This window comes from Streptomyces sp. NPDC127129 (genome assembly GCF_042671585.1).
GTDB lineage: Bacteria > Actinomycetota > Actinomycetes > Streptomycetales > Streptomycetaceae > Streptomyces.
Genome location: NZ_JBHXTV010000007.1, coordinates 245,187 through 264,134 on the forward strand (window position 1 = coordinate 245,187; position 18,948 = coordinate 264,134).

Here is an 18,948-nt window from a genome sequence, read left to right on the forward strand (position 1 = left end):
CGGGCCGACCGGCTCAGAGGTTACTGATCTTGACCCAGTCGAGGATCACGTCGCACTGGTTGCCCGCCTCGCAGGAGAGCTTGATCTCGTTCTGGCCCTTCTGGAGCGAGACCTGCGACCAGGTGGTCTGCCAGTTCTTCTCCAGGTTCGGGTCCGACGAACCGATGAAGTTCTTCAGGTTCATCGCGTTCGTGTTCGCCTTGCCGTTGACGGTCACGGTGGCGTTGGCGTCCTTGGCCGGGACCGAGTACCGCACTTCGATCTTGTACGTGCCGGCCTCGGGGACCTCGGTCTTCCAGGTCGCGGACGCACCGACGGTGTTGAACCCGGTCACGTAGGTGCCGCCCGCACCCTTCGCGCCCTTGATGGTCTTCTCGAGGTGCGCGCTGCCGCCGAGCTGGAGGACCGCCGCGTCCTGCTGCGGCAGGGCCGCCGGGGAGTCGTCGGGGCTGGGCTCGGCGCTCGGGCTCTGGGTGGCCTGCGAGGCGCCGCCGGTCGGCTTGCCGCCCGCGGCACCGCCGTCGGTCTCCTCGCCGCCCTTGTTGGTGATGATGGCGGCCGTGATTCCGAGCACAACCACCGCGACGACCGCGATCGCGCCGATCAGCAGGCCCCGGGTGTTGGGGCCGCGGCCGCCGCCACCGCCGCGCTGGGGCGGGATCGGCGACTGCCGGGTCTGCTGGTTGCCCGGGTACGTCTCGGGGGCCGCGTACTGCGGATGCGGCTGGCCGTACGCCGGCTGCTGCGGGACCTGCCCGGGCGGCGGACCGTACTGCTGCTGGCCGCCGTACTGGCGCTCGCCGACCGTTCTGACCTGGTTGTACGAGGTTCGCGGGACACCCGGCTGCGCGGCCGGTCCGGGGTAGCCGTAGCCACCGGCCTGACCCGGGGGCTGGGCGCCCGCCGCCTGGCCGTCCGCGTACAGGTAGCCGAACGGATCGTCGTTCTCGGGCGTGTTCGCGCCGTCGTTACCGGCAGCCATCCGGTCACTCCTATCCCATGCTCGCCAGCCGTCGCCGACCGGCCGAGCCTACCCCGAACGGGGAAGCCGGCGATCCGGTCCTTGACAAGGAGGGGTGCCGTGGGCCGCTATCCGGCGCGCCTGTGGACCTTGGCGCGCGACCGCTTCTCGATGTACATCCGCTGGTCGGCGGAGTTCAGGACCTCTTCGACGGTCATGCCGCACTCGGCCCAGCCGATGCCGAAACTCGCCCCGACCCGGACCGCCCGGCCGTCGACCCGGATCGGCGGAATGATCGCGTTCCGGAGCCGTACGGCGAGGTCCGCGGCGTCGGCGGCGCCGAGGCCGTCGGCGAGGACGACGAACTCGTCACCGCCGAGACGGGCGACGGTGTCCCCGTCCCGTACGCCGGTGGTGAGCCGCCGGGCCACCTCGATGAGGACCGCGTCGCCGGTGTGGTGCCCGAAACGGTCGTTGATCGACTTGAAGCCGTCGAGGTCGCAGAAGAGCACCGCGAGCCCCTTCGTGCCGTCGTCGATCTCCCCGCCGGCGGGCGCGACGGAGTGCACGTGGTGGTCGTACGGCCCGCCGGCGCCGTGCCCCGCGTCGAAGCCGAAGCCGTGCTCGTGCCCGTACGGGGCGTCGTAGTCGGTCTCGGGGGTGGCGTGCGGGCGCTCGCAGATCCGGGCGCTGAGCCGGGAGCGCAGCTCGGCGCTGTTGGGCAGGCCGGTGAGCGCGTCGTGGGAGGCGCGGTGGGCGAGCTGCAGCTCGTGACGCTTGCGCTCCTCGATGTCCTCGACGTGGGTGAGGAGGAAGCGGGGTCCGTCGGCGGTGTCGGCGACCACCGAGTTGCGCAGGGAGACCCAGACGTACGTGCCGTCGCGGCGGCCGAGCCGCAGCTCGGCGCGGCCGCCCTCGGCGGAGGTGCGCAGCAGCGTCCCGATGTCCTCGGGGTGGACGAGGTCGGCGAAGGAGTAGCGGCGCATGACGGAGGCGGGCCGGCCGAGGAGCCGGCAGAGGGCGTCGTTGGTGCGCAGCAGGCGGCCGTGCTGGTCGCCGCCCATCTCGGCGATGGCCATGCCGGAGGGGGCGTACTCGAAGGCCTGGCGGAACGACTCTTCGCTGGCGCGCAGTGCCTGCTGCTCCCGCTCCAGACGGACGAGGGCGCGCTGCATGTTTGCTCGCAGCCGGGCGTTGCTGATCGCAATCGCGGACTGCGAGGCGTACATCTGCAGGGCCTCCTGACCCCAGGGGCCGGGATGCCTGCCGTTGCGGGGCCGGTCGACGGAGATGACGCCGAGAAGCTCGCGTCCGGAGCCGGAGGCATACATCGGGGCGTAGAGGCGGTCGTGCGGATGCCACTCGTCCTCGAAGCGCGGGGCGGGGCCTTCGGTGTGCCACTGGGGGACGTCGTCCTCGATGAGGACCCAGCCCTCGGTGTGCGGTATGAACCGCAGGTCACCCCAGGCGACACCCATGGAAAGGCGGCGCTCCCAGGACGCGCGGGAGCCGACGCGGCCGGTGATCAGCGCTTCGGCCGCGGGGCTGCCGGCGAAGGCGGCGACGACGAGATCTCCGTCGGGGCGTACGAGGTTGACGCAGGCCAGCTCATAGTTGAGGCCCGCGACGATGCCGTCGGCCACGGTCTGCAGGGTGTCCGCCAGACTGCGGGCTGTATTGAGGTCGGCCACGACCTGATGCAGCTGCCGCAGGGTCGCAAGACGGACGTACGGCTCCGACTCGGTCTCCATCGCTCGCTCTCCCCGAGACCTCGACAGCAACTCCAGGGTTCTCATCGGCTCTCGTACTGCACTGTCTCCGCCACTGAATCACAGCGAGCGTTGCACCCGGTACACAGGGTCAACAAATACTGCACTCTGTGACTCAAGTCACAAGACGTGAGGAAGCGTGCCAGGGGGTGCCGGAAACCGCCCCCCACCCTTCCTGAACGCAAAGTGAACGGCGGGCGACCAGCAGGGGGTCACGTGTCACCCCTCCGGGACCGAGGTCCTAGGACCGGCGGGGGTGCCCGGTCTGGTCCCGGGGCCCGATGCCACGGCCCGCGGGGCGGAGCTAGCGTGCGGATGTGCTGACGACGACCCTCACCTCGCCCCCCACCTCGGATCTGGCGATCCCCCATGCTGAGGGGGTGAGCAACGACGAGTTCCGGGCGGCGATGTCCCGCCTCGCGGCGGGCGTGGTCCTGGTGACGGCCCACGACCCGGACGACGGCCCGCGCGGCGAGGACGTCGGGATGACCGCGACCGCGTTCCTCTCGGTCTCCCTGGACCCGCCGCTGGTCATGGTCAGCCTGCGCAACGGCTCCCGCATGGACGACCTGCTGGCGGAGGTCCCGGTCTGGGCGGTCTCGGTACTCGCCGAGAACCAGCGCCACGTCGCGGGCCGTTTCGCGATGAAGGGCCGCGTGAGCGACCGCCTCCTCTTCGCGGACATCCCGTGCACCCGGGGCGAGGAGAGCGGCGCGCTCCTGGTGACCGGCGCGCTGGCGACGCTCGAATGCCGCACGGAGAACCGCGTGGTGGCGGGCGACCACACCCTGGTGGTGGCCCGCGTCCTGACGTCGTCGGTGCCGAGCGCGACGCAGGACTCCCCGCTGACGTACTTCCGGGGCAAGTACCGGCACTTGGCCTGACCCCGAAGACACCTCGAACCACTGAGGCGGGCGCGTGGGGCTCCCCCGCCGCCGAAGCCGGCGAGCGGGCCGGGCTCCCCGGACCCGGCCGGCACCCGAAGAACCGGGGCGGGCGGGTCAGCCCCGCCGGTCGGCCCGGTCGGCCCGGTCGGCCCGGTCAGGGCCGGTCACGGTCGTGCCCGATCTCCCGCCGGTCGGCCCGGTCAGGACCCGGTCAGCGCCCGGTCAGGACCAGTCGCGGCCCTGGCGGCCGCGCTTCGTCTCCGCGCGCTGCTTCTTCACCCTCAGCCGGCGCTCGTTGATCCCCCGCGGGATCTTCGTCGCCCGGCGCGGCTTCGGCGGCGGAGCCGTCGCCTCCGCGAGGAGCGCGGCGAGACGCACCGCCGCCGTCTCACGGTTGCGCCACTGCGAGCGGTGTTCCGACGCGCGGACGGTCACCACCCCGCCGACCAGCCGCGAGGCGAGCCGTTCGAGGGCGCGTGCCTTCCAGACCTCGGGCAACGCCTCCGTCGACGCCAGGTCGAAACGGAGCTCCACCTGCGAGTCACTGGTGTTGACGTGCTGCCCACCCGGCCCCGACGACCGCGAGAAACGCCACATGAGCTCGGCCTCGGGCAGGGAGACGGAGCCGCGGATCAGATAGGGACCGGACATGTCATCCATGTTCCCCGGACCGGCTCCCGCACGTCATCCTGTTTTCGCACCGTGGCGACACCGGTCCTGGACCGTGGAACCGGCGGGGCACCGTCCGCGTTATCCCGTGTGACGACATCACGAAGGTCACGAAGAAAGGCACATCCCATGGCTGTAAGCCTGTCCAAGGGCGGCAATGTCTCCCTGACGAAGGAGGCTCCGGGCCTGACCGCCGTCACCGTGGGCCTCGGCTGGGACGTCCGCACGACCACCGGCACGGACTTCGACCTCGACGCCTCGGCCATCGGCGTCGACGCCGCCGGCAAGGTCGCCTCCGACGCGCACTTCGTCTTCTTCAACAACAAGTCCACGCCGGACCAGACCATCGTCCACACCGGTGACAACCGCACCGGCGAGGGCGGCGGCGACGACGAGCAGATCAACGTGAACCTCGCCGCGCTGCCCCCGAACGTGGACAAGATCGTCTTCCCGGTCTCCATCTACGACGCGGTCAACCGCACGCAGAACTTCGGCCAGGTCCGGAACGCGTACATCCGCATCATCAACCAGGCCGGCGGCGCCGAGATCGCCCGCTACGACCTCTCCGAGGACGCCGCCGTCGAGACCGCGATGGTCTTCGGCGAGCTGTACCGCAACGGCCAGGAGTGGAAGTTCCGCGCGGTCGGTCAGGGTTACGCCTCGGGCCTCGAGGGCATCGCCCGCGACTTCGGCGTCAACCTCTGACGTACGTACGGCGGCGGTAGGACGGCCTCGGCCCAGCCCGCGGCCGAAGCCGGCCACAAGGTCCGTATGGAGAGCCCCGGCGCGACGAACGCGCCGGGGCTCTACCCTTGCCCGCGTGATCGTCGAACCGCTCACCCCGGCCGAGGCCCACGCCCTCCCCGGCCCGCTGCTCACCGAACTCACCGCGCTGTACGCCTCGAACCGGGCGTTCCACGAACTCACCGGCGACTTCCCCGACCCCGACGACATCCGGCCCGAACAGGTCGCCGCCGCCCTCGCCGACGAGTTCGCGCAGCCCGGCACCGAGGTACTGCTGGCCCGCTCCGAGGGCCGGCTCGTGGGCATCGCCGTCACGCTCGCCCACCACCCCGACCCGGCCGACCCGGACCCCTGGCTCGGCCTGCTGATGATCGAGGGCGGCGCCCACCGCACCGGTCACGGCCGCCGGCTCGCCGCCGCCGTCGAGGACCGCTTCCGCGCCGCGGGCCGCACGGGAATCGGGCTCGCGGTCCTGGAGGACAACCCGAAAGCCCTCGCGTTCTGGACCGCCCTCGGCTACGAGGAGACCGCGCGCAGGCCCGACCGCGCCCACGCCCGGCCCTGCGTCGTCCTCCGGAAAAAACTCGGTCCGAAAAAATCCGGCGGGGATGTCGAGAACGCGGAACCTGCTCCGTCCCCGGGGTGAACGCGACCACAATGGGTCGTATCAGCACCGAGGAGAACCACCATGGCCAAGTACCTGCTGCTCAAGCACTACCGTGGCGCCCCGGCTCCGGCGAACGACGTCCCCATGGACCAGTGGACGCCGGAGGAGATCTCGGCGCACATGCAGTACATGCAGGACTTCGCGGACCGGCTGGAGAAGTCCGGCGAGTTCGTCGACGGTCAGGCACTCGCACCCGAGGGGACGTGGGTCCGGTACGACGGTGAGGGGCGCCCGCCGGTCACCGACGGCCCGTTCGCGGAGACCAAGGACCTCATCGCCGGCTGGATGATCATCGACGTCGACAGCTACGACCGTGCCGTCGAACTGGCCGGGGAGCTGTCGGCCGCTCCCGGGGCGGGCGGGAAGCCGATCCACGAGTGGCTGGAACTGCGGCCGTTCTACGGCGTGCGACCCACCATCACGGAGTAACCTCACCGATGGACGAGGCGCAGCTCAGGAGCCTCACGCCGAGCGTCCTCGGAATCCTCGTCCGCCGCGGAGCCGACTTCGCGGCGGCCGAGGACGCCGTCCAGGACGCCCTGGTCGAGGCCGTCCGCCTCCGGCCGGCCGACCGGCCCCGGGACCCCAAGGGCTGGCTGGTCACCGTGGCCTGGCGCAAGTTCCTCGACGCGACCCGGGCCGACGCCGCCCGCCGCCGCCGTGAGGACCGCGCCGACGAGGAGCCGCCGCCCGGCCCCGCGCCCGCGGTGGACGACACGCTCCAGCTCTACTTCCTGTGCGCCCACCCGTCGCTGACGCCCTCGTCCGCGGTCGCGCTCACCCTTCGCGCCGTCGGCGGGCTGACCACCCGCCAGATCGCCCACGCCTACCTGGTGCCCGAAGCGACGATGGCGCAGCGGATCAGCCGGGCCAAACGCACCGTCTCCGGGGTCCGGTTCGACCAGCCCGGCGATGTCGCCACCGTGCTCCGCGTCCTCTACCTGGTCTTCAACGAGGGCTACTCGGGCGACGTCGACCTCGCCGCCGAGGCCATCCGGCTCACCCGGCAGCTCGCGGACGTGATCGACCATCCCGAAGTGGCGGGGCTGCTCGCCCTGATGCTGCTCCACCACGCCCGGCGCGCCTCCCGGACCGCACCCGACGGCAGCCTGGTCCCGCTCGCCGAGCAGGACCGCGGCCGATGGGACACCGGGGCGATCGCCGAGGGCGTCCGGATCCTCCAGGCGGCCCTCGCCCGCGACCGGCTCGGCGAGTTCCAGGCCCAGGCCGCCGTCGCGGCGCTCCACGCGGACGCGCCGACCGCCGAGGAGACGGACTGGGTGCAGATCGTCGAGTGGTACGACGAGCTCGCCCGGCTGACCGACAGTCCGGTGGTCCGGCTCAACCGCGCGGTGGCGGTCGGCGAGGCCGACGGACCGCGCGCCGGGCTTGCGGCGCTCGCCACGCTGGACGACTCCCTGCCGCGCCACACCGCGGTCGCCGCCTACCTGCACGAGCGGGACGGGGACGGGGAGATGGCGGCGCGGCTGTACGCCGACGCGGCCCGCAAGGCCCCGAACCTCGCCGAACGCGACTACCTGACGCGTCAGGCCGCCCGCCTCAACGCCGAGGGGCAGCGCTGACGGGAGTGCACGGGCGGGCCGGGCGGGCCGGGCGGGCCGCATCGGCCGCGGCCCGGGCCGCCCTCATGACGTGGCCGGCCGGCCCTTCCCGTACAGCCACACGTCCCACACCTCGTCGTCGAGGTCCCGACCCGCCACGTCCTCCACGTAGGCCGTGAAGTCGGCGGTGGAGGCGGTGCCGTGACGGTGTGCCGCGGGCCAGCCGGCGAGGATCTCGAAGAACTTCTCGTCGCCGACCGCCTGCCGGATCTTGTGCACCACCATCGCGCCCCGCTGGTACACGGGCGGGTCGAAGAGGTTCTCCGCCGCGGGCGGCTCGGCCGGCGGGAAGGCCCAGTTGGCGTCCACGGCGACCGCCGCGTCGAAGCTGCGCTGCGCCGGGGTGTCCTCGAAGTCCTCCGCGTACAGCCACTCCGCGTACACCGCGAAGCCCTCGCTGAGCCAGATGTCCTGCCAGGTCGCGGGCGTGACCGAGTTGCCGTACCACTGGTGCGCCAGCTCGTGGGCGAGGATCTCCGGTGTGAACGCGTCCTGCGGGAAGACCGGCCGGGTCTGGGTCTCCAGCGCGTAGCCCGCGTCCCCGGTCCGCTCGACGATCGCGCCCGTGGCGGAGAAGGGGTACGGGCCGAAGTTCTCCTCCTGCCAGGCGACGATCTCGGGGATGCGGTCCAGCAGCGGCGCGCTCTTCGCGGCGACGGTCGGGTCCGCGGCCGTCAGCACGGGCAGCCCGGACGGGGTCGCCGAGGCCTTCGTCACGTACCGGCCCACACCGACGGTCGCGAGATAGCTGGCCATCGGCTCGGCGACGCGCCAGACGGACGTCGTCCGGCCGTTCGCGGTCCGCTCCGAGGTCCGTACGCCGTTGGAGATCGCCTGCGTCCCGGCGGGGACGGTGAGCGTGATGTCGTACGTCGCCTTGTCGGAGGGGTGGTGGTTGCCGGGGAACCAGGCCATGGAGCCGGCCGGCTGACCCAGCGCGAGCGCCCCGTCGGCGGTCCGCAGCCAGCCCTCCTGCGAGCCGTCCGCGTCCGTGATCGTCCGGGGCACACCGGCGTACGTGACCTTCGCGCGGAACACGTCGCCCTTGTCGATGTCGTCGCGGGGCCGGAGCGTCAGCTCGTTCCCGGCCCGGTTGACCGCGGCCGGGACGTCGTTCACGGAGGCCGACGCGACGGAGAGACCGGCGAGGTCGAGGTTGAAGGCGCTGAGGTCCTGCGTGGCGCGGGCCGTGATCATGGCCGTGGCGTCGAGCCGGCCCTGCCGGGGCTCGTAGCGGAGGTCGAGCGCGTAGTGGGTGACGTCGTAGCCGCCGTTGCCGAGCTTGGGGAAGTACGGGTCGCGCAGCCCGGCCGCGCCGGGCGTACCGCGCACCCCGCCCACGTCGACGCCGTCGTCCGCGGCCGCGGTGCAACCGCCGAGGACGAGCAGCGCGGCGAGGGCTCCCGCCAGGCCGACTCTGCTCCGCATGTCCACCAGTCGATCTTAGGCAGGGGTACGGCTCCGGTGCCGCTCGGCGGGGTGACGGCGCGGGTGCCGCCCGACGGGGATGCGGGCGGCACCGGTCCCGTGCGGGGCGCGTTCGCGCGGCCGCACGGGGCTACGTCCAAGGGCTACGTCTCGGGGTTGCTTCCCGGAGTGCTCCCGAGGCTGCTTCCCGGGGTCACTGCGAGAGCGACGCGAGGCCCGCCTGCGCGAACTTCTCGTCGAGGTCGCCGCTCGGCGCACCGGCGACACCGATGCCGGCGATCGGCGCGCCCTTGGCGGTCACCGGGACGCCGCCGCCGAGGAACAGGGTGCCGGGGATGTCCTTCAGGTTCGGGGCCTGGGCGAGGCGCTTGGCCAGCTCCGAGGTCGGGGCGTTCCAGGAGACCGCCGTGAACGCCTTGCGCTCGGCCGACTCGTACGACTGCGGGCCGGCACCGTCGCCGCGCAGGGTCACGATGGTGTTGCCGTTGCGGTCCACGACGGCGACCGTGATGCGCTGGTTCTCGTCCTCGGCGGCGTCCAGGGTGGCCTGCGCGGCCTCGGTCGCGGCCTCGATCGTCAGGTGCGTGGTCTGCTGGAGGTTCTTGTTCGACGCGTCGGCCTTGGCGGCGACGGCGGGCGCGGCGGCGGGGGCGGAGGCGTTCGCGGAGACGGCGCCGAACGTGCCGGCGGCGGCGATGGCGACGGTGGCGGCACCGAAGACGATCTTCTTCTTCATGACGGGCTCCTTGAGGCTGTGGCGGTGGTCGGTTCGGTTCGAGGCGGGTCGTTCGTTCGCTCTGCCATCGATCCTCCGGCCGGATCCGGGCCCGTACGGTCCACGGACCGGATGCCGCCGTCGCGCATGATGGACGACGGGGGTGTCAGCCGATCGGTTGATGCCCCTCTGGTCCTCCTGGGCCAGTATGGATACGTATCCCCAGGTCAGAAGGTTTCTCCCCCGGTCAGAGGAGTACGTGTGACGGCGCAGGACCCGGACGAGGACCCGGACTCGCGCTGGCTCGCGCGGGTCATGCACCTCGCCTTCTTCCTCCTCCTCGGCGCGTCCCTGGCCCGCTTCCTGCTGCGGCACCCGTGGGAGGACCGCAGCCCGTGGATCGTCGCCCTCTCCGGCGCGCTCGCCGCCCTGTACCTCCTGGGCCCCGTGCTCGGCACCCGTCCCACCCCGCGCCGGATCGCCTGGCTGGTCACGGTCGTCGCCGTCTGGATGCTCCTGGTGGTCCTCGCGCCGAGCTTCGCGTGGTGCGCGGTGCCGCTGTTCTACACCGGCATGCGCACGCTGCCGCCGCGGGCCGCCCTCGTCCTCGTCACCCTCCTCACCGTCTTCGTCGTGACCGCGCAGGTCCAGCTCTCCGACGACGGTTTCGACCCCAACCTCGTCGTCGCCCCGCCGGCCGTCGCCGCGATCGCCACCGCCGTCTTCGTCCACGCGCAGCGGCAGGCGGACCGGCAGCGGGCGCTGATCGACGACCTGATCCGGACCCGCCGCGAGCTGGCCGCGATCGAGCGCCGCGAGGGCACTCTCGCCGAACGCCAGCGGCTGTCGATGGAGATCCACGACACCCTGGCGCAGGGCCTGTCCAGCCAGCAGATGCTGCTCCAGGCCGCCGAACGGACCTGGGACAGCGATCCGTCGACCGCGCGCCGCCATGTCCGTACCGCCGAGTCCATCGCCGAACGCAACCTCGCCGAGGCCCGCCGCTTCGTCCACGACCTGGCCCCGGCCGACCTCGCGGAGGGCGGCGGCCTGGAGGAGGCGCTGCGGATGCTGGCCGGGCGGGAGGCCGCCGCGTTCCGGGTCGACGGGGCACCGGTCGCCCTGCCGGAGCGCGCCCAGTCGGCGCTGCTGCGCATCGCGCAGGGCGCCCTCGCCAACGTCCGCGAGCACGCGGGCGCCACCTCCGCCGCGCTGACCCTGACGTACCTCGACGACCAGGTCGTCCTCGACATCGCCGACGACGGACGCGGCTTCGACCTCTCCGCGGCGCGCGACGGCGCGGGTGTGCGCGGCCACGGCCTGCCCGCGATGCGGGCGCGGGTGCGCCAGCTCGGCGGCACCCTGACGGTGGAGTCCACCCCGGGCGAGGGGACGGTCCTCTCGGCCGCGATTCCCTTGCCCACGAACCTGGAGGCAGGCCGATGAAGGCCTACGAACCCGGAGGCCGGCCGTGACCGTACGGATCCTGCTCTGCGACGACCACGCCGTCGTCCGTGCCGGGCTGCTCGCCCTGCTCGGCAGCGCCGACGACATCGAGGTCGTCGGCGAGGCCGGCAGCGGCGAGGAGGCCGTCGCGATGGCCGCCAAGCTGCGCCCGGACGTCGTCCTGATGGACCTCCAGCTCGGCCCCGGCATCGACGGCGTCGAGGCGACCCGCCGGATCGCGGGGACGGCGACCGGCGTGCACGTCCTGGTCCTCACCACCTACGACACGGACGCCGACATCACCCGCGCCATCGAGGCGGGCGCGACCGGCTACCTCCTGAAGGCCGAGCGCCCCGAGGAGCTCTTCGCCGCGATCCACTCCGCCGCCCAGGGCCGTACGACCCTCTCCCCGCCGGTCGCCAGCCGTGTCATGGACCGGATGCGCGGCGCCGCCGGTCCCACCCTGACCGACCGCGAGCGGGACATCCTCGGCCAGCTCGCCCACGGGCTCGGCAACCGCGAGATCGCCCGCGCGCTCTTCATCAGCGAGGCGACCGTGAAGACCCATCTGGGACGGATCTACGCGAAGCTCGGCGTGGACACCCGTGCGGGTGCCGTCGCCGTGGCGAAGGAGCAGCGCCTGCTCCCCTGACGCTGCTACTCTGCGTTGCCTTTCTATCGCAGAGTGTCAGTCTCGTCTCGTTGTGGGAGCGCACGTGAAGATCGCCTGCGTCGGCGGTGGGCCCGCCGGCCTGTACTTCTCGATCCTGATGAAGCGGCAGGACCCCTCCCACGAGATCACCGTCTACGAACGGAACCCCGCGGGCTCCACGTACGGCTGGGGCGTGACCTACTGGGCCGGGCTCCTGGACAAACTGCGCGCGGGCGACCCGGAGTCGGCGCGCGCCGTCGACGAGGCCTCCGTCCGCTGGACCGACGGGGTCGCCATCGTCCGTGACGAGCGGACCGTCCACCGGGGTGACGAGGGCTTCGGCATCGGCCGCCGCAGGATGCTCACGCTCCTCGCCGAGCGGGCCGAGGCGCTGGGCGTACGGGTCGTGTTCGAGCACGGGATCTCCGGCCCCGACGCCCCCGAACTGGCGGACGCGGACCTCGTCGTCGCCGCCGACGGCGTCAACAGCGCCCTGCGCGAGGCGTACGCGGGCCATTTCGGGGCCGAGGTCGCCACCGGCCGCAACCCGTACGTCTGGCTCGGCACGACGAAGGTCTTCGACTCGTTCAGCTTCGCCTTCAAGGAGACCGAGCACGGCTGGATCTGGTGTTACGCGTACGGGTTCAGCGGCGAGCAGTCCACCTGTGTCGTCGAGTGCGCCCCGGAGACCTGGAAGGGGCTGGGGCTCGACACGAGGAGCGAGGCCGACAGCCTGCATCTGCTGGAGAAGCTGTTCCACGACCTCCTCGACGGGCAGCCGCTGATCGGCCGCGGCCAGGAGGCCGGCGCGGCGCAGTGGCTCACCTTCCGCACGCTCACCACGCGCGTCTGGCACCGCGGCAACCTGGTCCTCCTCGGCGACGCCGCCCACACCACGCACTACTCGATCGGTGCGGGCACCACGCTCGCCCTGGAGGACGCGCTCGCGCTCGCGGACGCCCTGCGCGCCGGCGGGGACCTGGACGGGGCGCTCGCGCGGTACGGCGCCCGGCGGCGCGCCGAGCTCCTCTCGGCGCAGAGCGCGGCCCGCTACAGCGCCCGGTGGTACGAGAACCTGCCCCGTTACATGCGGCTGCCTCCGGCCCAGATGTTCGCGCTCCTCGGCCAGCGCCACTCGCCCCTGCTGCCGCACGTCCCGCCGCAGCTCTACTACCGCCTCGACCGCGCCGCCGACGGCCTCCAGCCCCTGCGCAACCTGAAGCGCTGGCTGGGCCCGAGGCTCGCCCGCACCCTGCACGCCAGGTCGCGGTAAGGGCCGCGCCGCCGCGCGTGGGACCATCGTCCCCGTGCTCGACATCGGCTACTCCCTCTCCCGTCGCTTCCCCGACCCCCCGCAGACCGACTACCGCCGCGCGGACGTCCACGCACTGCGCCACGACCTGTTCTGCGGGGACGTGTACCTCGCCGACCCCAAGGCCGACCGCGAGGTGTCCACAGCCTGGGGATGGGTGCCGGTGCTCGACTTCGCCTGGGCCCTCTGCGACATCGTCGAGCAGCTGGACCGCGACCCCCGGGGCAGCCGGTCCTCACAGCCCCAGTACGCCGAGCTCGACTTCACCGAGTCCACGGACCGCATGCTCTTCGAGCGCCGCTTCGGCTGGGTGGACGTGGAGGCCGACTGGATGCCGGGCGACGAGCCGCCGCTCACCTTCAACCACGCCGAACTGCGCCGCGAGGCCCGCGACTTCCTGCACGACCTGGTCGCCGACCTCACCGACATGCACGAGGGCCTCGGCGACAACCCCGTGATCTGGGACCTCCAGGCCCGCTTCCCCCGAGTCCCGTAGGACGCGCCCTCAGTCCTCCACCCGCACCCCCAACTGCGCGGCGAACACCGGCGCCAGGTCCAGCAACTGCGCCGTACTGATCACCGCCCCCGACAGCGCGTCGACCCCCCGCGCGATCTCCAGGCGGTCCACCGTCCGCAGGTCCACGTCCTTCATCCGGGCCCCGGCGAAGTCCGCCCCCTTCAGCACGCACCCCCGGAACTCGACCCGTTCGAGCACCGCGCCCGCGAAATCGGGCTCGTCGAGCACGCACTCCTCGAAGACGACGTCCTTGAGCCTGGCCGTCCGCAGGTTCAGGAAGTCGATCTTCCCTCCCCGCACGAGGACCCGCTCCAGCACCGCCCCGTGCAACTGCGTCCCCCCGAGCCGCGCGTCCACGACCTCCACGTCCCGCAGCGACGCCTCCGCGAGATCCGTACCGACCCCGCGCACCCCGTTCAGCACGGAATCCAGCAGGCGCGCTCTGCTCAGCCGCGTCTCGTCCAGCACGCACTCCCGCAGCGCGCACTCCAGGAACCGCGCCCCGGACGCGCCCTGCCCGGACAGGTCACGCCCCTCGAACGCGATCCCGTCGTAGTCCCCGTCCGGCTCCAGCTCTCCTTCGTGCGCCTCCAGCGGCGGCAGCCGGACCTCCGCCCTCCGCGCTGCCGCGATCCTCTTCCTGCCGCTGCCGCTGCTGCCGCCGCCGCGGCTCGCCCTGCCTGTCACCATGCCCCCATCGTGACGTACGCCACTGACAACGCCCCGATGTCACATCCGGGACCCCCTCGCCCGTCCCCCTCGTACCAGCGACACAAGGGAGCGAGCGATGCAGCGGAACGACACGACCGGGGCCCGGACCGCCCGGAACCACATCACCGTCGTCGGCGGCGGGTTCGCCGGACTCACCGCGGCCATCACCGCCGCCGAGTCCGGAGCCGCGGTCACCCTCCACGAGGCCCACCACACCCTCGGCGGCCGCGCCCGCACCGCCGACGGGCCGTACCGCACCAACGAAGGACCGCACGCCCTCTACCGCAAGGGCCCGCACTGGACCTGGCTCGCGCAGCGCGGCCTCATCGGCCCCCTCGCGCAGATCCCGCCCCTCGAAGCCGCCCGCTTCCGCTTCCACCTCGACGGCAGGCTGCGCCGCATCCCGCCGCTCGGCTTCCTGCGCCACGCGCTCCGCACGGCCGACCAGGCCCCCGTCGACACCGACTTCCTCACCTGGGCCACCCGCATCGCCGGCCCCGAGGCGGCCCGTCAGGCCGCCGCGTTCAGCGGTGTCGCCCTCTTCCACCACGACCCGGGCGCGCTCTCGGCCCGCTTCGTCCAGGAGCGGCTGCACCGGTCCGCCGCCCTGCCGCCCGAGGCGCAGTACATCCAGGGCGGCTGGGGGCGGCTCGTCGAGCGAATGGCCGCGTACGCCCGGGAGGCGGGCGTACGGATCGAGACCTCGTCCCGGCTCGACGCGCTGCCGCTCGACGACGGCCCGGTCGTCGTCGCGACCTCCCTGGCCGCCGCGGCCCGCCTCCTCGGCGAGCCGGCCCTCGGCGGGGAGAGCGGCCGCACCGTCCTGTTCGACCTGGCTCTGCGCCGCCGCACGGGCGACCCGTTCATCGTCTCCGACCTGGACGCACCCGGCTGGATCGAGCGCTTCACCGCGCAGGACCCCTTCCTCGCACCGGCCGGCGAGCAGCTGATCCAGGCGCAGTTCCCCATCGCCCCGGGCGAGTCCAAGGCCGACGGCGTCGCGCACGCCGAGCGCCTGCTCGACCTGGGGTTCCCCGGCTGGCGCGAGCGTACGGTCTGGCGCCGCGAAGCCGTCTCCGGCGGCCGTACGGGCGCGGTCGACCGGCCCGGTACGACCTGGCGCGACCGGCCGGCGATCGACCGGGGCGACGGCGTGTACCTGGTCGGTGACGAGGTGGCGGCGCCGGGCGTGCTGTCGGAGGTGTCGTTCACGAGCGCGGTGGAGGCGGTGTCGCTGGCGCTCAGGACCCGGACCCTTGACCTCAAGTCTGCTTGAGGTTGAAAGCTGGGTGCCGTCACGACGTACCGACCACACTTCGGGGAGTCATCATGCACGCGATCCGTCTCCACGCCTTCGGCCCGGCGGAGAACCTCAGCTACGAAGAGGTGGAGGACCCGGCCCCGGGCCCCGGACAGGTGCGGATCGCGGTCACCGCGGCCGGCGTCCACCTCCTCGACACGGCCCTGCGCCTCGGCCGGACCGGCCCCTTCCCCGCCCCCGCCGAGCTGCCCACGATCCCCGGCCGCGAGGTCGCCGGCACCGTCGACGCACTCGGCGAGGGCACGGACCCGTCCTGGCTGGGCAAGCGCGTCGTCGCCCACCTGGGCATGGCCCCCGGCGGCTACGCGGAACGCGCCGTCGTCGACGCCGGCCGGCTGCACGCCCTCGCGGACCGCCTCGGCGAGGCGGAGGCCGTCGCGATGATCGGCACGGGCCGCACCACGCTCGGCATCCTCCAGTTCACCGAGCTCGGCCCGGACTCGGTCGCCGTCGTCCCGGCCGCGGCCGGCGGCATCGGCACCCTCCTCGTCCAGTACGCGAAGAACACCGGCGCCACGGTCGTCGGCCTCGCGGGCGGCCCGGAGAAGGTGGCCCTCGTGAAGGAGAACGGCGCGGACCTCGCGGTCGACTACAAGCTGCCCGACTGGCCGGACCAGGTCCGCGCCTTCCTCGGCACCAGGTCCGCCACGGTCGTCTTCGACTCCGTCGGCGGCGCCACCGGCCTGGCGGCCGTCGACCTCCTCGGGAAGGGCGGCCTGCACGTCGTCTTCGGCTGGTCCGGCGCCGGCCTCCACGACGGCGAGCCGCTCACCTTCACCGACGAGGAACTCGCGGCCCGTGGCATCACGTCGGAGTCCGTCCTCGGCCCCGTCATGATCCAGAAGGCCGGCGGCGACGTCCGCAACCTCGAACTCGCCTCCCTCGCCGCCGCCACCGAGGGCACCCTCCGCCCGGCGGTCCACCGCTTCCCCCTCAAGGAGGCCGCCGCGGCCCACCGCGCCCTGGAGACCCGGGGCACGATCGGCAAGGTGGTTCTGATCCCGTAACGGAACCGGCCGCCGGACCCGCGTCAGCGGGGCGGGGCGTGGGCGCCCCGCCCCGCCGGCACCTCCTCACCCCGCGGCACGCGGCAGCACTACGCGACCGACCCCAGCCCGCGCAGAGCGTCGTCCGTCAGCCGGTACACCGTCCACTCGTCCTGCGGGCGCGCGCCCAGCGACTCGTAGAAGTCGATCGACGGCTTGTTCCAGTTCAGGACCGACCACTCCAGCCGCTCGTACCCCCGCTCCAGACAGATCCGCGCCAACTCCGCCAACAGCGCCTTCCCATGGCCGCCGCCCCGGCTCGACGGACGGACGTACAGGTCCTCCAGGTAGATGCCGTGGACACCGCGCCAGGTGGAGAAGTTCAGGAACCACAGGGCGAAGCCCACGGGCTCGCCCTCGTCCGATTCCGCGATGTGCGCGAAGGCCGCGGGACGCGGGCCGAACAGCGCCTCGCGGAGCTGCTCGGGGGTCGCGCGGACCTCGTCCAGCGCCTTCTCGTACGCGGCGAGTTCGCGGACCATCGCGTGGATCACAGGGACATCGGCAGGAGTGGCGGTACGAATCATGCACGCATCATGCGCCCCGCCGGCACCCGGTCGACGCCCGCCCGGCACCCCGCGAACGCTTCCGGCACCCCGTCAACGCCCCGCCCGGCACCCGCGAACGCTTCCGGCACCCCGCAAATGCCCCCGCCGGCACCCCGCCAACGCCCGCCCGGCACCCCGCCAACGCACCCGCACCCGCACCCGCACCCCTCAACGGCCCCGGGCCAGCAGGGTCCGCGCGATGGACACCTGGTCGGGATCGAGCGCCTCCTCGCCGTCCTCCACGTCCCACAGCCCGTTCTGCAGCACCCGGCCGAGCGTCCACGCGAGCGCACGCCCGCGGTCGAGCCCCAGCCGCTCCGTCAGCAGATCGAACCGCCACAGCGTCCCGGCGGCCGGATCCTCCTCCCACAGATCCGTCAGCGCGGGAAGCAGTTCGAACCCCGGATCGCCCACCAGCGGCTTCGGATCGATCGCCAGCCACGGCTCGCGCTCCGCCGCCAGGATGTTGTCGTAGTGCAGATCCCAGTGCAGCAACCGGTCCCCCGGCTCCCCCATCACCTCCCGCACCGCCGCCGCGCAGTCCCGCAGCAGCGCCGCGTCGTCCGCCCCCAGCCGCGCCGCGGCGCCCGGGGTCTCGGCCACCATCCGCGCGGCGATGTCACCCAGCCCCCGCAGCCCGTCCGGCGCGGGTACCGCCACCAGCCGCGCCAGCAGATCGGCGAGGATCCCCACCGCCTCCCGCACGTCCGTCAGCGTCGACAGATGCCGGCCCTCGTCCAGCCGCTCCAGCAGCAGCGTGCCGGTCTCCGGATCGTCCGCGAGCAGCCGTACGGCCCCCGAACCGTCCCAGACCCGGAGCGCCACGGCCTCCCCCGCGCTCTCCTCGTCGAGGAGCTGCATCTTCAGCGCCGCCCGTACACCGTCCGCTCCCCGGGTCACCGGCAGCACGAGCGACGCCACCCCGTACATCGACGGCCCCGTCACCCGCAGCCCCCACCGGTCCAGGAACTCCCGCGCCCGCCCCGGCAACGCCGCGACGAACGCGCGCCCCGCCTCTCCGTTGAACCTCGCCTGCGATGCCACCAGTTCCGCCGGAATCTCGATCACAGGTCGAAGCTATCGGCGCCGGCCGCCCGGCACACCCGAGAAAACACCCGGCCCCCGCAGGACGACGCCCCCTCACACCCCCGCATCCCGCAACACCCGGGCGAACGCGTCGTGGTCGTACAACGCACCGCCCACCCCCACCTGCTGCCCGTCGAGCAGCACCGTCGGCGTCCCGCCCACGCCCGACTCCTCGAACACCTTCTCGGCCGACGCCACCCACTCCCGGTACGACCCCTCCCGCACCGCCCGGTCGAACTCCGCGCCCCGCAATCCCTCCACCCCGTCGGCCACCCGCAGGGGATCCTCCGCCCCGCCACTCGCGAGCACCGACGCCTGGAACTCCGCGAACTTCCCCGCCTCCACCGACGCCCGCAGCGCGTTCGCCGACCGCGCCGACGCCGTCCCGCCGCTCCGCGCGTCCAGGAACGACGCGACGACGTACGCGATCCGCACCTTCCCCGCCGCCGCGGCCTCCGCGAGCGCCACGCCCCCGCTCTCGTCGAACTTGGCGCAGTAGCTGCAGCGAGGGTCGAGGAAGACGGTCGCGGTGTGCGGCGCCGACGGATCCCCGACGAGGATCCGCGGACCCTCGACCACCGTCGTGAGCCCGGCCGCGGCGGTCGAGAACGACACCGCGGGAGCGGCCACCGGCGCCGCCGAACAACCCGCCGCCGCAAGCCCCACCACCCCCGCCGCGGCGAGCGCCACGACAGCACGAACAGTCCTGCGTACGGGCATGAAAAGGTCCTTTCGGAACAACGGAATCCGCACCTTCGAACCTAGGCCGCACCCCCACCCCACCCACCCCGCCGAAAGACCCCGATCCAGGGGTCGAAGGCCCTCCGGCCATCCAGTAGCCTCCCGC

20 protein-coding genes are annotated in these 18,948 nt (G+C 73.1%); 11 read left to right on the top strand and 9 right to left on the bottom strand.

From position 1 onward, the window contains the following. Positions 1-13: 13 nt before the first annotated feature. Both ACFVGW_RS16035 and cdgB read right to left on the bottom strand, forming a co-directional pair. The gene (locus ACFVGW_RS16035) at positions 14-982 is read right to left on the bottom strand and encodes a CBM35 domain-containing protein (RefSeq protein WP_383288882.1); all 969 of its coding nucleotides are present in this window, start codon (positions 980-982) and stop codon (positions 14-16) included. A 107-nt stretch (positions 983-1,089) separates the two neighbouring features. Beyond that, the gene (cdgB, locus tag ACFVGW_RS16040) at positions 1,090-2,712 is read right to left on the bottom strand and encodes a diguanylate cyclase CdgB (RefSeq protein WP_385852396.1); all 1,623 of its coding nucleotides are present in this window, start codon (positions 2,710-2,712) and stop codon (positions 1,090-1,092) included. 335 nt (positions 2,713-3,047) lie between these two features. Between cdgB and ACFVGW_RS16045 the strand changes: the two genes are divergently transcribed. After that, a complete protein-coding gene (locus ACFVGW_RS16045; RefSeq protein WP_385852397.1) occupies positions 3,048-3,614 on the top strand; it encodes a flavin reductase family protein in 567 nt (188 codons plus the stop codon). Between the two features lie 225 nt (positions 3,615-3,839). On the opposite strand, the gene arfB is transcribed toward ACFVGW_RS16045, so the two are convergent. Next, complete coding sequence (gene arfB / locus ACFVGW_RS16050; RefSeq protein ID WP_352190191.1) at positions 3,840-4,277, bottom strand: alternative ribosome rescue aminoacyl-tRNA hydrolase ArfB; 438 nt, start codon at positions 4,275-4,277, stop codon at positions 3,840-3,842. Between the two features lie 138 nt (positions 4,278-4,415). Here arfB and ACFVGW_RS16055 point away from each other — a divergent pair, with 138 nt between their 5' ends. The 4 genes from ACFVGW_RS16055 (at position 4,416) to ACFVGW_RS16070 (ending at position 7,280) form a co-directional block, all read left to right on the top strand. Continuing rightward, positions 4,416-4,991 (top strand): TerD family protein, encoded by a 576-nt coding sequence (locus ACFVGW_RS16055; protein ID WP_352190192.1) that lies wholly within the window; start codon positions 4,416-4,418, stop codon positions 4,989-4,991. Positions 4,992-5,106: 115 nt separating this feature from the next. Further along, positions 5,107-5,676 carry a GNAT family N-acetyltransferase gene (locus tag ACFVGW_RS16060; RefSeq protein ID WP_385852398.1) on the top strand — a complete coding sequence of 190 codons (570 nt, stop codon included), beginning with the start codon at positions 5,107-5,109 and terminating at the stop codon, positions 5,674-5,676. 42 nt (positions 5,677-5,718) lie between these two features. Beyond that, the gene (locus ACFVGW_RS16065) at positions 5,719-6,126 is read left to right on the top strand and encodes a YciI family protein (RefSeq protein WP_352190194.1); all 408 of its coding nucleotides are present in this window, start codon (positions 5,719-5,721) and stop codon (positions 6,124-6,126) included. Between the two features lie 8 nt (positions 6,127-6,134). Continuing rightward, complete coding sequence (locus ACFVGW_RS16070) at positions 6,135-7,280, top strand: RNA polymerase sigma factor (protein WP_385852399.1); 1,146 nt, start codon at positions 6,135-6,137, stop codon at positions 7,278-7,280. A 63-nt stretch (positions 7,281-7,343) separates the two neighbouring features. Here ACFVGW_RS16070 and ACFVGW_RS16075 read toward each other — a convergent pair whose 3' ends face one another. Both ACFVGW_RS16075 and ACFVGW_RS16080 read right to left on the bottom strand, forming a co-directional pair. Continuing rightward, positions 7,344-8,747: a M1 family metallopeptidase gene (locus tag ACFVGW_RS16075; protein WP_385852400.1), complete on the bottom strand. Its 1,404-nt coding sequence runs from the start codon at positions 8,745-8,747 to the stop codon at positions 7,344-7,346. 193 nt (positions 8,748-8,940) lie between these two features. Continuing rightward, the gene (locus tag ACFVGW_RS16080) at positions 8,941-9,483 is read right to left on the bottom strand and encodes a heme-binding protein (protein ID WP_385852401.1); all 543 of its coding nucleotides are present in this window, start codon (positions 9,481-9,483) and stop codon (positions 8,941-8,943) included. A gap of 294 nt (positions 9,484-9,777) precedes the next feature. On the opposite strand from ACFVGW_RS16080, the gene ACFVGW_RS16085 reads away from it, so the two are divergent. The 4 genes from ACFVGW_RS16085 to ACFVGW_RS16100 all read left to right on the top strand — a co-directional run bounded on the left by ACFVGW_RS16085 (position 9,778) and on the right by ACFVGW_RS16100 (position 13,368). Then, a complete protein-coding gene (locus tag ACFVGW_RS16085; protein ID WP_385852488.1) occupies positions 9,778-10,908 on the top strand; it encodes a sensor histidine kinase in 1,131 nt (376 codons plus the stop codon). Positions 10,909-10,933: 25 nt separating this feature from the next. Then, positions 10,934-11,560 carry a response regulator gene (locus tag ACFVGW_RS16090; RefSeq protein WP_383225973.1) on the top strand — a complete coding sequence of 209 codons (627 nt, stop codon included), beginning with the start codon at positions 10,934-10,936 and terminating at the stop codon, positions 11,558-11,560. A 64-nt stretch (positions 11,561-11,624) separates the two neighbouring features. Next, entirely contained in the window at positions 11,625-12,833 is a 1,209-nt protein-coding gene (locus ACFVGW_RS16095) for an FAD-dependent monooxygenase (RefSeq protein ID WP_385852402.1), read from the top strand. A gap of 34 nt (positions 12,834-12,867) precedes the next feature. Then, positions 12,868-13,368: a hypothetical protein gene (locus ACFVGW_RS16100; RefSeq protein WP_352190198.1), complete on the top strand. Its 501-nt coding sequence runs from the start codon at positions 12,868-12,870 to the stop codon at positions 13,366-13,368. A 9-nt stretch (positions 13,369-13,377) separates the two neighbouring features. Here the strand turns inward: ACFVGW_RS16100 and ACFVGW_RS16105 are convergent, their stop codons facing one another. Then, complete coding sequence (locus ACFVGW_RS16105; RefSeq protein ID WP_385852403.1) at positions 13,378-14,079, bottom strand: pentapeptide repeat-containing protein; 702 nt, start codon at positions 14,077-14,079, stop codon at positions 13,378-13,380. Between the two features lie 97 nt (positions 14,080-14,176). Between ACFVGW_RS16105 and ACFVGW_RS16110 the strand changes: the two genes are divergently transcribed. Further along, complete coding sequence (locus ACFVGW_RS16110; protein WP_385852404.1) at positions 14,177-15,376, top strand: NAD(P)-binding protein; 1,200 nt, start codon at positions 14,177-14,179, stop codon at positions 15,374-15,376. 53 nt (positions 15,377-15,429) lie between these two features. Then, positions 15,430-16,428, top strand: a complete 999-nt coding sequence (locus ACFVGW_RS16115; protein ID WP_385852405.1) for a zinc-binding dehydrogenase — start codon at positions 15,430-15,432, stop codon at positions 16,426-16,428. Positions 16,429-16,517: 89 nt separating this feature from the next. Here ACFVGW_RS16115 and ACFVGW_RS16120 read toward each other — a convergent pair whose 3' ends face one another. From ACFVGW_RS16120 to ACFVGW_RS16130, 3 genes are all read right to left on the bottom strand, one after another. Continuing rightward, a complete protein-coding gene (locus ACFVGW_RS16120; RefSeq protein WP_385852406.1) occupies positions 16,518-16,994 on the bottom strand; it encodes a GNAT family N-acetyltransferase in 477 nt (158 codons plus the stop codon). Between the two features lie 189 nt (positions 16,995-17,183). Next, positions 17,184-18,083, bottom strand: a complete 900-nt coding sequence (locus ACFVGW_RS16125) for an aminoglycoside phosphotransferase family protein (RefSeq protein WP_383225988.1) — start codon at positions 18,081-18,083, stop codon at positions 17,184-17,186. A gap of 72 nt (positions 18,084-18,155) precedes the next feature. Beyond that, on the bottom strand, positions 18,156-18,821 hold the full coding sequence (locus tag ACFVGW_RS16130; protein WP_385852407.1) for a DsbA family protein: 666 nt from the start codon (positions 18,819-18,821) through the stop codon (positions 18,156-18,158). Positions 18,822-18,948 lie beyond the last annotated feature (127 nt).

What these genes read in the sequence shown, in the direction of transcription:
- ACFVGW_RS16065 (WP_352190194.1), top strand. Translation starts at nt 5,719, where the DNA reads ATGGCCAAGTACCTGCTGCTCAAGCACTACCGTGGCGCCCCGGCTCCG.
- ACFVGW_RS16110 (WP_385852404.1), top strand. Translation starts at nt 14,177, where the DNA reads ATGCAGCGGAACGACACGACCGGGGCCCGGACCGCCCGGAACCACATC.
- ACFVGW_RS16105 (WP_385852403.1), bottom strand. Translation starts at nt 14,079, where the DNA reads ATGGTGACAGGCAGGGCGAGCCGCGGCGGCGGCAGCAGCGGCAGCGGC.
- ACFVGW_RS16085 (WP_385852488.1), top strand. Translation starts at nt 9,778, where the DNA reads ATGCACCTCGCCTTCTTCCTCCTCCTCGGCGCGTCCCTGGCCCGCTTC.
- cdgB (WP_385852396.1), bottom strand. Translation starts at nt 2,712, where the DNA reads ATGGAGACCGAGTCGGAGCCGTACGTCCGTCTTGCGACCCTGCGGCAG.
- ACFVGW_RS16035 (WP_383288882.1), bottom strand. Translation starts at nt 982, where the DNA reads ATGGCTGCCGGTAACGACGGCGCGAACACGCCCGAGAACGACGATCCG.
- arfB (WP_352190191.1), bottom strand. Translation starts at nt 4,277, where the DNA reads ATGGATGACATGTCCGGTCCCTATCTGATCCGCGGCTCCGTCTCCCTG.
- ACFVGW_RS16115 (WP_385852405.1), top strand. Translation starts at nt 15,430, where the DNA reads ATGCACGCGATCCGTCTCCACGCCTTCGGCCCGGCGGAGAACCTCAGC.
- ACFVGW_RS16055 (WP_352190192.1), top strand. Translation starts at nt 4,416, where the DNA reads ATGGCTGTAAGCCTGTCCAAGGGCGGCAATGTCTCCCTGACGAAGGAG.
- ACFVGW_RS16120 (WP_385852406.1), bottom strand. Translation starts at nt 16,994, where the DNA reads ATGATTCGTACCGCCACTCCTGCCGATGTCCCTGTGATCCACGCGATG.
- ACFVGW_RS16075 (WP_385852400.1), bottom strand. Translation starts at nt 8,747, where the DNA reads ATGCGGAGCAGAGTCGGCCTGGCGGGAGCCCTCGCCGCGCTGCTCGTC.
- ACFVGW_RS16070 (WP_385852399.1), top strand. Translation starts at nt 6,135, where the DNA reads ATGGACGAGGCGCAGCTCAGGAGCCTCACGCCGAGCGTCCTCGGAATC.
- ACFVGW_RS16080 (WP_385852401.1), bottom strand. Translation starts at nt 9,483, where the DNA reads ATGAAGAAGAAGATCGTCTTCGGTGCCGCCACCGTCGCCATCGCCGCC.
- ACFVGW_RS16130 (WP_385852407.1), bottom strand. Translation starts at nt 18,821, where the DNA reads ATGCCCGTACGCAGGACTGTTCGTGCTGTCGTGGCGCTCGCCGCGGCG.